This is a genomic window from Candidatus Arsenophonus nilaparvatae (assembly GCF_045346035.1).
Taxonomy (GTDB): domain Bacteria; phylum Pseudomonadota; class Gammaproteobacteria; order Enterobacterales; family Enterobacteriaceae; genus Arsenophonus; species Arsenophonus nilaparvatae.
Window position 1 is genome coordinate 1,911,359 of record NZ_CP158507.1, and the last position, 15,314, is coordinate 1,926,672.

11 protein-coding genes and 2 pseudogenes are annotated in these 15,314 nt (G+C 34.2%); 7 read left to right on the forward strand and 6 right to left on the reverse strand.

Translation table 11 applies throughout. The annotated features are described in order from the left end of the window. Positions 1 to 85 precede the first annotated feature (85 nt). Entirely contained in the window at positions 86 to 1,279 is a 1,194-nt protein-coding gene (locus WH390_RS09155) for an NAD(P)/FAD-dependent oxidoreductase (protein WP_032115764.1), read from the forward strand. A 528-nt stretch (positions 1,280 to 1,807) separates the two neighbouring features. On the opposite strand, the gene pckA is transcribed toward WH390_RS09155, so the two are convergent. The 4 genes from pckA to WH390_RS09175 all read right to left on the reverse strand — a co-directional run bounded on the left by pckA (position 1,808) and on the right by WH390_RS09175 (position 7,104). Continuing rightward, on the reverse strand, positions 1,808 to 3,430 hold the full coding sequence (gene pckA, locus WH390_RS09160; RefSeq protein ID WP_032115763.1) for a phosphoenolpyruvate carboxykinase (ATP): 1,623 nt from the start codon (positions 3,428 to 3,430) through the stop codon (positions 1,808 to 1,810). 198 nt (positions 3,431 to 3,628) lie between these two features. Continuing rightward, positions 3,629 to 4,501 carry an Hsp33 family molecular chaperone HslO gene (gene hslO / locus WH390_RS09165; protein ID WP_032115846.1) on the reverse strand — a complete coding sequence of 291 codons (873 nt, stop codon included), beginning with the start codon at positions 4,499 to 4,501 and terminating at the stop codon, positions 3,629 to 3,631. A gap of 26 nt (positions 4,502 to 4,527) precedes the next feature. After that, positions 4,528 to 4,944, reverse strand: coding sequence for a ribosome-associated heat shock protein Hsp15 (gene hslR, locus WH390_RS09170; RefSeq protein ID WP_406850563.1), 417 nt, complete (start codon positions 4,942 to 4,944; stop codon positions 4,528 to 4,530). 15 nt (positions 4,945 to 4,959) lie between these two features. Then, on the reverse strand, positions 4,960 to 7,104 hold the full coding sequence (locus WH390_RS09175) for an IgaA/UmoB family intracellular growth attenuator (RefSeq protein WP_032115761.1): 2,145 nt from the start codon (positions 7,102 to 7,104) through the stop codon (positions 4,960 to 4,962). A gap of 349 nt (positions 7,105 to 7,453) precedes the next feature. On the opposite strand from WH390_RS09175, the gene nudE reads away from it, so the two are divergent. Beyond that, entirely contained in the window at positions 7,454 to 8,005 is a 552-nt protein-coding gene (gene nudE, locus WH390_RS09180) for an ADP compounds hydrolase NudE (RefSeq protein ID WP_032115760.1), read from the forward strand. Positions 8,006 to 8,094: 89 nt separating this feature from the next. On the opposite strand, the gene WH390_RS09185 is transcribed toward nudE, so the two are convergent. Next, positions 8,095 to 8,316, reverse strand: a complete 222-nt coding sequence (locus WH390_RS09185) for a hypothetical protein (RefSeq protein ID WP_032115759.1) — start codon at positions 8,314 to 8,316, stop codon at positions 8,095 to 8,097. 135 nt (positions 8,317 to 8,451) lie between these two features. Between WH390_RS09185 and WH390_RS09190 the strand changes: the two are divergent. After that, a pseudogene (locus WH390_RS09190) lies at positions 8,452 to 9,609 on the forward strand (IS3 family transposase). Between the two features lie 30 nt (positions 9,610 to 9,639). Here the strand turns inward: WH390_RS09190 and WH390_RS09195 are convergent. Continuing rightward, positions 9,640 to 11,660, reverse strand: a pseudogene (locus WH390_RS09195) (transglycosylase domain-containing protein); the annotation flags it as partial. A gap of 115 nt (positions 11,661 to 11,775) precedes the next feature. Here WH390_RS09195 and pilM point away from each other — a divergent pair. Genes pilM through WH390_RS09215 form a run of 4 tightly spaced genes read left to right on the forward strand, consistent with a single transcriptional unit; the run spans position 11,776 to position 14,735 of the window. Then, positions 11,776 to 12,609, forward strand: a complete 834-nt coding sequence (pilM, locus tag WH390_RS09200) for a pilus assembly protein PilM (RefSeq protein WP_032115758.1) — start codon at positions 11,776 to 11,778, stop codon at positions 12,607 to 12,609. Further along, positions 12,609 to 13,163 (forward strand): PilN domain-containing protein, encoded by a 555-nt coding sequence (locus tag WH390_RS09205; RefSeq protein WP_032115757.1) that lies wholly within the window; start codon positions 12,609 to 12,611, stop codon positions 13,161 to 13,163. The genes pilM and WH390_RS09205 overlap by 1 nt, the downstream gene beginning before the upstream one ends. Continuing rightward, positions 13,150 to 13,692, forward strand: a complete 543-nt coding sequence (locus tag WH390_RS09210) for a hypothetical protein (protein ID WP_032115756.1) — start codon at positions 13,150 to 13,152, stop codon at positions 13,690 to 13,692. The genes WH390_RS09205 and WH390_RS09210 overlap by 14 nt, the downstream gene beginning before the upstream one ends. Beyond that, entirely contained in the window at positions 13,692 to 14,735 is a 1,044-nt protein-coding gene (locus WH390_RS09215; RefSeq protein ID WP_032115755.1) for a secretin N-terminal domain-containing protein, read from the forward strand. Before WH390_RS09210 ends, WH390_RS09215 begins: the two co-directional genes overlap by 1 nt. Positions 14,736 to 15,314: the final 579 nt, after the last annotated feature.

A 15,314-nucleotide genomic window follows, 5' to 3' on the forward strand; every position in this document is an offset into this window, starting at 1 on the left:
TCGTAATAAATATTTTACGCTATTTAATAAAAAACGCGCTATTTGTATTATTAATAAATATCTTTTCAGATAAAAGAGAAATTTTGTGGAAAAATTTGACGTAATCATTATAGGTGCAGGAGCGGCCGGTCTATTTTGTGCAGCCAATGCAGGCCAAAAAGGGTTAAAAGTACTGATATTGGATAATGGCAAAAAAGCGGGTAGAAAAATTTTAATGTCTGGTGGCGGACGATGCAACTTCACCAATCTTTATATTGATCCTAATGCTTATATATCTACTAATCCCCATTTTTGTAAGTCAGCACTGGCTCGCTTTACCCAATGGGATTTTATTGAGTTAGTACAAAAACATCATATTCCTTATCATGAAAAAACATTAGGTCAACTTTTTTGTGACAATAACGCACAAGATATTGTCGATTTACTATTAACTGAATGTAAAGTAGCTGGCGTTAGTTTACGCTTGCAAAGCGAAATCACTCAGATAAAAAAAATAGATAATAAATTTTTAGTGTATGTTAATGAAAAAATTATTAGTTCAAACGCACTAATTATTGCTAGCGGTGGCCTTTCAATGCCTAAGTTGGGGGCAACTCCTTTTGGTTATCGTATAGCTGAGCAATTTGGCCATACCATCCAACCGACGCGAGCAGCTTTAGTGCCTTTCACATTACATAAGGAGCTGCTTGACGTTTTACACACACTTTCTGGCATTGCTATTCCAGTAAAAATCAGTTCACAAAATGCCATGACATTCCAAGAAAATCTTCTGTTTACCCATAGAGGATTATCAGGCCCAGCTATTTTGCAAATCTCAAGTTACTGGCAACCTGGGGAGCATATAAGTATTAATTTATTTCCCAATATTAATCTGATCGATTGTTTAATCCATGAACAAACCATTCATCCTAATCTATCGTTAAAAAACTTATTAACAAAATATCTACCTAAACGACTTATCGAGACATTACAAGTATTAAAAAAAATCCCAGATAACTCGTTAAAACAGCTTAATATGAAACAGATAAATACGATTGCGGAAATGCTACACAACTGGCAGATACAACCAAATAGCACAGAAGGTTATCGTACCGCAGAAGTCACTCTTGGAGGCGTTGATACAAATAGTATTTCCTCAAAAACGATGGAATCAGAAAAAGTAGCCGGACTCTACTTTATTGGTGAAGTGGTTGATGTTACTGGTTGGTTAGGCGGATATAACTTTCAATGGGCATGGAGTTCAGCTTGGGCGTGTGCTCAACACCTGACAAAATCATAACTATCTCGTTATAGTTAAATTCTTAATATTGTCAGCTAAAGTGATCTAGCCATTTGCTATCAACGATAAAACCAATTGTTTTTAAATTGTGAATTAACTATCATATAAATATATTATAATTATCAATATATTATCACAATGAATGATTTTTTTACATTTATATTAAAAAAATCACTTTACAAATGATAGTGATAACCATTATCATTAAAATACTTTCAGATGAACCTTTCTGGGATCATATGAAAGGACGACATTGCTCACATTGCTTCCAGTGTTTACTTATGCCAGCCTAGCGCTGGCACTTTTTTAACTTTTATCAATTTTTAACAAAATGTTTTAATAGACCTCACTTCCTGACTTATATCCTATCCGCTCTAACTAACAGAACCGCAAAACGATAGAGAAAATTTAAGCAAAATTTTGCCGTTCCTTTTCAGTTCATGAATATTCACAACTAAATAAAAAGTGCATAGCTTTTATTATATTCTATGCACTTTTTATTTTACTATTGACAACTCTTATTGAAAATTACAGCTCAGGGCCAGCTTTCACAAGTGCCGCCCCAACTGGGGTATCAGTATATTTTTCAAAATTATTAATAAATCGCTTAGCCAAATCTTTAGCTTTAACTTCCCATTGATTGTTATCTGTATAAGTATGACGAGGATCCAGAATATTGTTATCAACTCCTGGCAAATTGGTAGGTACAGCTAAATTAAAAATCGGTAAATTTATGGTTTCTGCTTTATCTATATCCCCATTTAAGATCGCATCGATAATTGCACGAGTATCTTTAATCGAAATACGTTTAGCCGTTCCATTCCAACCGGTATTAACCAGATATGCTTTTGCACCAGCCGCTTTCATTCGCTTACCTAATACTTCAGCATATTGAGTAGGATGTAATGTCAGAAAAGCCGCGCCAAAACAGGCTGAAAAAGTTGGCGTTGGTTCAGTTATACCGCGCTCAGTGCCCGCTAATTTAGCGGTAAAACCCGACAAAAAGTGGTACTCAGTTTGTTCAGGCGTCAAACAAGATACCGGCGGCAAAACACCAAATGCATCAGCTGTCAAAAAAATAACTTTTGTCGCATGGCCTGCTTTTGAAATCGGTTTAACAATATTATTAATATGATAAATAGGATAAGAAACGCGGGTATTTTCTGTTTTGGTTCCATCATTAAAATCAACAGAGCCATCAGTCAAAACAGTGACATTTTCTAATAGTGCATCGCGTTTGATCGCATGATAAATATCAGGCTCTGCCGCTTCAGACAAATGTATGGTCTTAGCATAACAACCACCTTCAAAATTAAACACACCATCATCATCCCATCCGTGTTCATCATCACCAATTAATTTACGTTTAGGATCGGTCGAAAGAGTTGTTTTTCCTGTGCCAGACAAACCAAAGAAGATAGCCACATCACCTTTTTCACCAACATTAGCGGAGCAATGCATTGACGCAATTCCTTTTAATGGCAGCAAATAATTCATGATCGAAAACAATCCTTTCTTCATTTCACCGCCATACCAAGTACCGCCAATCAGTTGCATACGCTCAGTCAAATTAAACGCCACAAAATTTTCTGAGTTTAAGCCTTGAGCCTGCCAGTTGGGATTAGTACATTTTGCGCCATTCATTACAACAAAATCTGGTTGAAAATCAATCAATTCTTGTTCAGTAGGTCGAATAAACATATTTTTGACAAAATGTGCCTGCCAGGCAACTTCGGTAATAAAACGCACTTTTAAACGGGTATCTGCATTTGCACCGCAAAAAGCGTCAATGATAAATAAACGCTTACCTGACAATTGGTTAGTCACCAAATCTTTTAATGATTGCCAAACCGCTTCGGTCATCGGTTTGTTATCATTTTTTCCTTTACCTTGATCCGCCCACCAAACAGTATCCTTAGAAACGTTATCACGAACGATATACTTATCCTTTGGTGATCTACCAGTAAAAATACCGGTATCAACCGCTACTGCGCCTAAGTTGGTTTCAATCCCACGTTCATAGCCTTTTAAAGAAGGTTTTGTTTCTTCTGCAAATAGTTGTTCATATCCTGGGTTATAAACGATTTCAGTTACTTGATGAATACCATATCTAGCCATCTCTTCTGGAGTAATCTTTTTTTTTGCACTCATTAATTTATGCTCCTAAATGAATATTAACCTTAATTAGGACATATCATAAATTTTTACTCGAAATTAACAGCGATAAAAATCAATAAATTTCATCTAAACTATTTTCTGAACTAAAAATGCGATCTAGAGCACAATCAACGCTACAGTAAAAAAATGTATTTATATCCTTTATTACGGTATAAAATAAGCAATACCGACTCAATGAATTTGCTGTTTTTTAATTCGCTTCAATTCCTCTATATCTTGTTTATTAAACAGATAGACAGCCCCACAAAATTCACATTCAATATCAATTTCACCACGTTCATGCAATATATGCTCAATATCTTCATCAGAAAGAGATAGCAAAATGTTTTCACAACGCTTTTTTGAACAATTGCAATGAAAGGCGACTAGCTGTGGATCATATAATGTCACATCTTCTTCATGATAAAGACGATGAAGAATTTCCTTTGGCTCTAAAGTAAATAGTTCCTCGCCCTTAATCGTAGCGGTTAATTGCACCAGATGATCAAATTGATGCTGACTTTCAATACCAGAAGAGGGCAATACCTGCAATAATATTCCACCAGCAGCAGGCTCACCATTTATTTCACCTGAATGAATGAATAAACGTGTCTGCAACTGTTCTGATTGTTTAAAATAATCATCCAAACATTCCGCTATTGTATTACCTTCCAATGCAACAACACCTTGATAACGCTCACCATTTATTGGTGTAATTGTGATCACCATATAACCTTGGCCAACCATCTGTTTTAATGATGATTGAGCAGTAACTGAACCTTTAATACGAGCAACACCTCTCATTTGTTGGTGATTATTTCCGTTTATTACCAACATTTTTACCGGGCCATCTCCCTGAATTTGTATGGTAATATCACCTTCAAATTTTAAAGTTGCTGTTAATAAACTAGTGGCAACTAACAATTCACCCAATAATAGACTAACTGCTGACGGATAATCGTGTTGATCGAGTATCTTTTTATAAGTTTCATTGACTGAAACTAGCTCACCACGAACAGCATCATCCTGAAACAAAAAACGGTGTAACTGGTCATGTTTAGACATATTTTCTCTCATTGCTAAAGTTGTCATCAAAATGACTCATTTAAATTTGTATGCTTAAATTTAATCAGGTTACGTCGTTCTTTCTTATCAGGACGACGTTCTGGGTTTGGCATGGTTAATGAATTAGTTTTACGCGCTAAAGCCAATCTTTCCCTATTAACAATACTGTCTTGTGTTTCACAATATAACGCTCTTGCTTCTGATGCGCCCCGTCGCTGATCGCTAATGGCCAATATTTCTATAGTTAACTCATCATTTCCTTGTCTTAATTTTATAATGGCATGCTTTTCAACGACTTTACTTGGTTTACTTCGCTGCCCATTATAGTGAACTTTGCCACCCTCAATCATTTTACGAGCAATTGCTCGAGTTTTATAAAAACGTGCAGCCCATAACCATTTATCTAAACGAATAATCAAATCCATATCTGACTGTGTTTTCATACTCTTTTCATTAGGTTAAATATTTTTTTGCTGGTCAGTGGAAGAGACAATATTGAAACAATGCTCATAATATTGCCGAATACTTTTTAATCGCCACTTATTTATACGCTTACGTGTAATAACCAGAATAAGATTTAATATAAAAGTTGCCATTAAAACCAAGTTTAATAGAAAAGCACTAATATAGCGTAAAAGTAACATAGAACTAGGTTTACTATGTAAAATAATATGACGCGTACCTTTTGCATCGACAAATAATTTAGTAATAATACCTTCTGCTTCAAAAGGAGTATGCATTAAAATATCTGACAATTTTTGCAGCTCTTGCCATTTTTGTAATGGAGAATAAGAATCAACAACAGGAGAGTGGAATGAAACTAAATCTACAAACGGTTTTCCTTCATCACTGATAAGTAATACACCTCTGGTCGGTGGTGTATTCAATAACGCCGCTGCTTTTTCTATTTCTCTATTAATATAAAAAGATGTCGTTTCATTAACCAGTTTTTCCAAAGTTTCTGCCCCACCTGGCCGCAATATCACATTGGTACCCGCTAATTTTCCATTTTTAGCTCTGGTAACAAGTACCGACCATTCATAGGTATCACTTAAATTAACTAACGCGCTCTTTAAACGAAAACACTCATTATTAAGTGGGCATAATGAATTTGTTTTTAAGATGATATCAGCGAAATTATCAAGTAAATTCATACCAGATTTCATAATCTCACGTCGAAGCTGCTGATTAACTTTACGATCCAAATTATTAAAATAAAGCTGCTGTTTAACTGTTGTTGAAAGAGAAAAGACTTTTTCAACTATATCAGATTCAGGTATAGGAGATGGGTTTATATTATTCCAGTAAATACCGGAACAATCAAAAGGAAGAAAATCAAACCTATTTCCTTTTTCTATAAAATCAATAGGTACATAGCACATACCCACACCTTTAACTGCAATATAGTCACCAATCTGTAACGGCATCACTTCCAATTCGGCATAATTTGTTGTCTGTAGATAATTTTCTCCATTAAGCCAATGAAAAATTAATCTCGCGGGTAAATGAACTGGTTCATAGAAATGAAGTAATAACATAAGGAAAAAACTGGTTATCACCAACATTAAATTTTTGCCATATCTTTTATATGGATAACGACGAGCCTCTTCATGTAAAGATAAATAACGTCCTTGACGAACAACGTAACCGTTTGCATACATATCAATATTAATAGCCTGATCAATCTCATATTCCAGAAATGGCTCCCAATGAGATGGATAAATAAGATCAATTCCAGCCAATGAAATATTATGTTTTTTACCTTTATCAAACTCGCCAAATAAACCCCATCGTTTAGGCTTACCTACCACACAACGAATATCCTGTTGATATCTCTTACGAAAAATATATGGCCGATAAAGAAGATAAACTCCAATAATAAAAGTTAGCCCGCCAAACAACATTAACCAAGGAAAAAAAATAGTAATAGCGAATAACGAAAGTGCACAAACAATTAGCCCAACACAAATAACACCACCGCCCCATAAACTAAATGATCGATTAAGTTTATACTCTTCCAATGTCTCTTTTCTGACTTTAATAAACTTTACTAACTGCTGACCACTCTCTTGAATAATGGCATTAACTGGTGGAAATGTTATTTCTTTAGTTAAATGAAACTCTTTAAAATTTTGCTTAAAATCACCCAAGAAATGATTATTTACTGAGATAACAAGCGGTAAGGTATCCGTATCAACAACATCCATAACATTTTGAGTTGTTAAGTAAGGTTCTAATTGTCGGGGTAAATGAACTTCTTTAGAATCAATAAAATAGCGCCATAAATTATCTTGATCGTTGATTAAAGAGAAGCGTGTTATTGCATTACAGCCAGTAGAAACCCAGGCATTTCTTTTAGGAAAATCAAATAATTTTCTTATTGTAGCCTCTTTTGTCTTTATTAAGATTTGTTCAGAATTGGTATATTTAAGATAGTCACAAATTATCTGATATTCATCAGACGTAATTTTACGATAATTAGCTTGTATTAAGAAAGGTAATCTATTTATACCATTACCTTTTTTTTCTTTCATAAACAAAAAGAAAATTAATATAAACAAGCAAATAATTAAAATAACCAATATAACAAAAGGTAAGCTCATTTCTTCCCCGATGTAACGAATAATGCCTGTGCAGAATAACAACCCTTTCAATAGCTCTAAATAAGGTAATTCCTATTCTAGTTTTATGTTTTTAATATTAATAACAATGAGTTACGATTTGTCATTATTTATTTTAACAACATAGTCGTTCAATTAATAAGTAATATAATAAAAATATTACTAAAACTCTCTTATTATAATAATCACCTCTGGCTAAATTTATTGATATATTATCACTAAAAAGATAGATTGAATGACAATTGATTTCAGCAAAAAATCAAAAGATTATCTTCGCTCTTAATATAAAAAGTTATAATCTATTCAACAAATTTTGTCCGGGACACAGTATATGAAACAAATCAAAAAACCCAAAATTTTGAATATAAAAAATATTGCTGAATCTAGACTTTTTCGTATCCAATCTGTTGATCTTGAATTTAGTAATGGTGTTAAGCGTCTTTATGAACGAATGCAGCCAACAATAAATGAAGCCGTACTGATCGTTCCTATTATTAATGACGAATTAATTTTAATTCGTGAATATGCTGTTGGTATTGAAGAGTATGAACTAGGTTTTCCTAAAGGAGCTATTGATAAAGGAGAAACTGCCATACAAGCTGCTATAAGAGAATTAAAAGAAGAAATTGGTTATGGCGCAAAACATATTGAATTACTAGCAAAACTAACAATATCACCCGCCTATTTTTCCAACAAAATGAATATATTCATTGCACAAAATCTCTATGAAGAAAAACTGGAAGGTGATGAACCAGAGCCATTAGAACAAATTCGTTGGCCAATCGAAAATATGATGCAACTTCTTGATGTTAAAGACTTTAACGAAGCAAGAAATATTAGCGCCCTATTTTATGCTCAACGTTATCTCAAAAACATTTGCTAATTTTAATTAAGTCCTAATATTGTTAAATGAAATAGGGTCTATTTAATAACCCTAATTTCAATGACAAAAATTAAAGAATATTTTACTGTTCAAAAGAGTTCTTGGCTATTTCCATCTTCAGAAATAACAATTGTACCTACTTCTCGAATAGCCGCTGTTTTAGGTTCAGTTCCTTCAATAAAATATTCCAAATTTTTACTTACTGAATTATTCGTTGCTAATTTACCTGTTTTGCTATCAATAGTAATAGAAATAATTCCATCAGGAGGTTCTATGTCATTCTCACGAACTCCATCGAGAACAACTTTCATAAAATCATTCCAGATAGGTTGGGCACTTTTTGCTCCCGCTTCACCACCTGTAATAGTACGCCCTAAACTGTAGTGGTCTAATAAAACTGTAGAGATTTATAGCTTATAATTAAGCAAAATCTTATAGGTATAAACATGCCACGAAAAGTAAAAGTGACCTTTAGCGCAAAGCAAAAACTGGAATATGCAAAACTCATGGTTGAAGGTGGATATAGCAATATCCAAGTTGAAAAAATATCCGGTGCGGGTAAATCTGCCGTATCGCGCTGGAAGCAACAATATCTTGCCGAGTTGAATGGGAATACGCCTGTAAAATCAAAAGCGTTAACGCCCGAGCAACAGCGCATACAAGAATTAGAAGCAAAACTTAAGCGTGCTCAGAGGGATAATGACATATTAAAAAAGCCGCGGCTTACTTCATCCTCGACAATCAAAACTCAAAATCGTGAAGCAAATGAAAATTATGTACCCCAATTTTACGGTCACTGAGTTATGCCATCTTTTTGAAGTAAGCAGTAGTAGTTTTTATTATGAAACGAAAATACCGACAGTTGAAAATGAAAGGCTGTGTGGCGAAATCAAACGTATTTTTTATACATCGGGCCAAACTTATGGCAAAAGACGTATCCAAGCTGAGTTAAAGGGTTTAGGTGCCAGATTGGCACTTATAAAATATCAAACATCATGAAATTAAATCAATTAGTTGCAATTAGACCAACGAAAAAGCATTACTATCCCTCATCGGGTAACGAACATCGATATGCCCCTAATTTGCTTAAACGACAATTTTCCCCTCAACAGCATAATCACTATTATGTCGGTGATATCACGTATATTAGATATCACTATGGGTGGAGCTATTTAGCTTGCGTGTTAGATTTAGCCACCAAAGAAGTTATTGGTTATGCCTTATCAACAAAACCGGATACGAAATTAGTGAAAGAAGCCTTAGATAACGCCATTGAACGGCAATTACCGGATACGACAAGTTTGATGTTCCATTCAGATCAAGGTTGCCAATATTCATCGGAGGAGTTTAGGGCGCACCTCTTTGAACGGAAAATAACTCAAAGCATGAGTCGGCGAGGTAATTGCCTCGATAATGCCGTGATGGAAAGATTTTTTAGGAGTTTAAAGACAGAAAAGCTTAACCATTTATCGTTTATGAATCATCAATCTGTTGTCTATGAAGTTGAAAATTACATTCAGTTTTATAATTATTATCGACGCCATTCAACGATTGGTTATTTAACGCCACATCAAAAATATCATGAACTAAAGAATGCCGCTTAGATCTTCTACAGAATTTGTTGACCATTACAGAGGAGCATATTTTTTTTGTTCAACCGTTATTGGAATTTCACTATTAATATCTACACTAGGTTTAAGATTCGTCATTGGCGTTGTAGATTTAACTATATCCTCAATAGATTCTGCATTTATTTCTTTAATTTTTGGCACATCATCATAAATAACAGGTATATCGTTACATTTTGGACAAGCAATTTTAGCTTTAGCTTCAAACACAACTTCACCTTGTAGCCCTTCAACGCGACTAATGAAATAAGGTTCGATAAGGTAACCACCATTAGACATAACGGCATAACCTCGAACTATTTGCAGCGGCGTAAATGACGGAGCACCTAATGCCAATGACTCAGTTCGATTAACATTTTCTTCAGGAAAACCAAAACGTTTTAGATAATCCGCCGCATAATCAACACCCATCGCGCGCATTGCGCGCATTGCGCGTACCATCACAACATTTTTAGATTGGCCTAATCCCTGACGCAAACTGATTGGACCAGCATATTTGGCGGGAGAATTTTTAGGTCGCCAATCTGAATCCGCTCCAGCATCCCAACGAGTAATTGGCATATCATTTAATAATGAAGCTAACGTTAATCCTTTATCTAATGCGGCGGTATAAAGAAAAGGTTTAATATTGGAGCCAACTTGACGTAACGATTGGGTTACTCGATTAAATTTACTTAATTCAAAATCAAACCCGCCAACCAATGAGACAATAGCGCCATCTAATGGATTAAGAGCAATAAAAGCTGAATTTGCTTCTGGTATTTGAGCTAACCACCAGCTATCTTCAACCTGTCGTATACGAATTAATTCTCCCACTTTAACAACTTCGTTAACCGTTTTAGGTGCTATGCCTTGACGCTCATCAGAAATATACTTACGTGCCCAAGAAACACCATTCATTGCCAACTCAGCAGAAACACCATTCGGCATTATCACTTCAGCTTTATTTTTATTTGTCGCAATAACCACTGCGGGAATTAATGGCCCATAAGTAGATATTTTTTTCAGCTGTTCAATAATTTGTTCATGAGTCCAAGGTGTTTGTAGCTGAGTCCAAAGAATTTTTTCTGCTCCTCGATAACCATGACGAATATCATAATTAATTAGGTTATTACGCAAAGCATTAACTGCTGCTATCTGATCTTTACCGATGATTGTGGTATAAACTTTATAACCATTTGTATAAGCATCCTCACCATAACGGTTATAGAGCTCTTGCCTAACCATTTCTGCCAGATAGGGAGCTGAAAACGAAATTTTTGGCGCGTGATAACTAGCAATAATGTTTTCACGCTTTGCTTCATTATATTGCTGTTGAGTAATATAGCCCTCTTCTAACATACGCAATAGTACGGTATTTCGACGATTTATCGCTCGTTCATGGGAGTAAAGGGGGTTAAAAGTAGAAGGTGCTTTTGGTAAACCTGCAATCATAGCAATTTCACTTAAACTTAATTCATTTACAGACTTACCAAAATAGACATAAGCCGCTGCGCCTACACCCCGTAAGCGCGATTTCCTAAATAAATTTTATTTAAATAAAGTTCCAGAATTTCATCTTTTGACAACAATTGCTCAATCCGGATAGCTAAAAATACCTCTTTAACTTTACGCATCAATGTTTTTTCTCGACTTAAGAAAAAATTTCTTGCTAACTGCTGCGTTATTGTACTTGCCCCTTGCGAAGCATGACCGGAAGCAGCCATCACCGATACAGCTCGAAAAATTCCTATAGGATCAACACCATGATGTTCATAATATCGACTATCTTCCGTCGCAACAAAAGCTTTTATCATTAGCGGGGGAACTTGTTTTAATGGCAATGGAAGACGCCGTTTCTCTCCAAATTGTGCGATCAACTCACCTTCTGCACTTAACACCTGCATAGGTACTTGCAATCGAACATCTTTTAATGTTGCTACATCAGGTAATTCTGATTCGACATATTTGTACAAACCAAAAATAGATCCTGCCCCCAAAAATAGACAGCAAACTATAAAAAAAAGAAAAAACTTTACGATCTTCACCTGAAATTCCCATTTACAATTTATTGGGTGGTTTATAAACATCGAATATTTAGTATAAATGTTTGAAATTACCTTGAATATGGAATTTTATACATTAACAATAGGGAAATCGTCTATGTTTTTACAAAAATGGCAGATTGGCCTTGATATACATCATAATAAAATTCAACTTGTGGCTGCTACTCGACACAGACATGGCTGGCAACTTCGCGAATGTTGGCAACATTCTTTACCAATCACTAAAACCCAAGATACTGAAACCCAAAATATTCGTATAACCACGCTAAAAAATATCCTGCAACAATGGTACAAAAAACTACCTAACAATTGTGATACAAGATTCTCTTTATCATCATTACAAATCCTAAAATCTCACTTCCTTTTACCTGAAAAAATCACACTAACAGAACCAGAACTTGGGTGGTTCGTCCACAGCAAAGCTGAAACGCTATTTCCTATCGACATTCGTGAGCTTGTTTTGGATTATCGTATTTATCAAAAGCAAATTTACCTTTGTGCTACCAGACGTAGTGATATTGCTTTTTGGTCTGAATTATTACATGAGGTAGGTTTTTCACTTTCGGTTATCGATATATCTCCTAATGCTCTTCGTTACTTAGCACATAAAGCTGCTATTCCTGATAACACCTGGCTTATTTATCGGCGACAACAAGAGTGGATATGTGCAGGCCCTTTATATCAATCAATACACTACCAACCTGTTGAGATAACTGAAGTAGACTCTATAGAAAAATTGATACTATTACTACCTAAAGAAACTCAACAACAACCTAATACTATTTTTTACCTCGGTAACGATATAAAGCATCATCATTTCTCCACATGGTCTCTGTTAGATTCTTTTCGATATTACCCTATCAAGTTACCAAAAGATTTTCATAATTTTGCGATCGCCGCAGGTTTAGCACTTCGTGAGGGAGAAAGATGATGTATCAAGTTAATTTTTTGCCATGGCAGAAAAAACGCCTTAAACAACGTTATTATGTTTGGTTATCTCTCTTTTTTATCCAAATTTCAAGTTTGATATTAATTCTTTTTTTTATATTTGATAGACATAAACAGCAATACCTTCATCAACAATATTTACTTGATAAAGAAAAAATAGAAATTGCAGCTATTGAACAACAGCTTGCTAACATTGAACAACAGCGACAACAACTTAAACAATTAACGCAACAACTTAATACGTTAATTCAAACCGCTAACCACAACAAACGCCAACTTTATTTACTACAACAAATTCCGCACATTTTGCCAACAGGCAGTTGGTTAGAGGCACTTTCAAGCCAAATAGATAATTTGGTAATTAAAGCAAATAGCCATGATTATCATGAAATTTTACAGTTCATGCGCCAATTAACCGAGCAAAAGATAGTAACTCAAATTCAATTACAAACAATACAACTGACCTCTCAGAATATTCAAAAAACCATATTAAATGCAAAGTGGCTATTTTCGGAGGAACAATATGATAAAAAATAAAATATATGAATGGTTTTATAGACCATTATGGAAACAACTTATCCCACAATGGTTAACACTTTTTTTGATTTTTCTCTTTTTCTTTATTTTTTATTGGTCAAAAAATTCTTTAATCATTAATGAATTGAATCAACAGCGGAAAAACAGCAGACAACATATCAACACATTAAAAACCCAACTCATACAAAATATAACAAAAAACAAATTAAATACCTTGATAAACCAAAGGAAACAACAAATAACAGACTTACTAACTTCAATGCAGACTACCACCCATGCTTTTGAGCAATTTAAATTTCCGCCACCTACTTCAGGTGAAAAACTTATCTACTGGCAACAACAAAATCAAAATAATCGCGTAGATTACTATTTCACAATTTTAGCAAGCTACTATCAATTAATAGCTTTTATCGAAAACTTACAAAAAACACATCCACTACTACTTATTCATCAGCTAAAAATAACACCCAAAAAAAATAATTTACATTGCGAATTCATTCTTTCATCCATGACAAAAAGCCTAACATAATGAATTTACTTACTTTAATATCAATTGTCTTATTAATAACATTATTTAGCGTTAATGTTATAGCCGCCAGAGAGCCATTTACACCACCAAAAACAGAGGAAATCATTGAAAACAATGTTACCCCCACAATATCGATAGCTGAAGAAAAGAGTGATATACATTATCTAAGTTATCCCCTCCAATATGTCGAAGCGGAATTACTAGCATCTCAACTTTCACAAAATAATCCGCCTTTACTCTCAAAAAAAGGAAAAGTTTTTGCCGATAAACAGACCAATAACTTAATTTTTGAGGATACACAGAGACATATTGAGCGTCTTCAATCGTGGCTAAAAAAAATTGATATACCTCAACAACAAGTCCAAATCACAGCCTATATTATCAATACAAGTCGAGAAGCTTTGTATGAGCTGGGTATATTTTGGGAACTTAGTACAGATAAAATCAATCAAGTAGGAATCAATCGACTTAATATTCATCAACCAGCACCGTCTTCAATTCCACATATCGCATTTAATATTGCTAAAATTAAAAGTCACTTATTGTCACTGGAATTAAGTGCTCTAGAACAAGAAAATCAGCTATCTATCATTGCCAGCCCCAGATTAATGGCCTCTCATAATCAATCTGCCAGCATTAAACAAGGCACAGAAATCCCTTATGTCATTCAAAATAATAAAAAAAGCCAGATAAAATTTAAAGAAGCAATTTTAGGAATGGAAGTTACTCCTACTATTTTACGAGGAGGTAAAGTTCGTCTATCGCTAAAAATCAGTCAAAATAGTCCCAATACCACTCTGCTAGCAAATACTTACCAACATATTGCAATTAATAAACAAGAAATATCAACCCAAGTTACTATTAATCATGGAGAAACACTTATTTTAGGTGGGATTTTTCAGCAGAAAAAAAACAGTCAACAACAAAAAATTCCCTACCTGGCAGACATTCCTTTTTTTGGTCATTTATTCACCAAAGATGGAAAACAAACTTACCATAGAGAATTAATCATATTTATAACACCACAATTAATTAATATTTAACAAAACATAGTAACTAATAATTATTTTTTATAATATAACTTCATCCTAAACAGCACCCAAGAGAGCAAAAATCATCCGATTATTGTGAATAGTGGATTATAAATTTGACGATAAGAAAGATTTAGCTTACAAGGTTAGCTATTTAGCGAAATAAATATTGTTGTGCGCACACTCGATAATAAAACCTTTATATGTACGATTAGAGTTGCATTTTTAGCTAATCTATTGCGATAATTTTTATATCCAATTTAATATCATTCATAATTGGCAGCAAATAATACATTTTCCGTATAGATATCGACGTGGTTTTCAAATTGATTGATGTTAAACTTAGTGCGCAAACAAACTTAAAGACGAATACTTGAGCTTCGTAATACTGTATATTACGTATTACGAGACATTCGGGATTTTAAACCTGTGAAGAAATACTGCTATCAGTTATGTTCCAAAAACAGGCCCTTCCGATATAATTCAGAAAAAACTGAATGTATTTGGGATTTTTTTGCTTTTATATGCAAGAAAAGATGTCAATACTCATGAGGTTTCAATTATAGGTCCCGTTGCTAATTTGATTGGCGG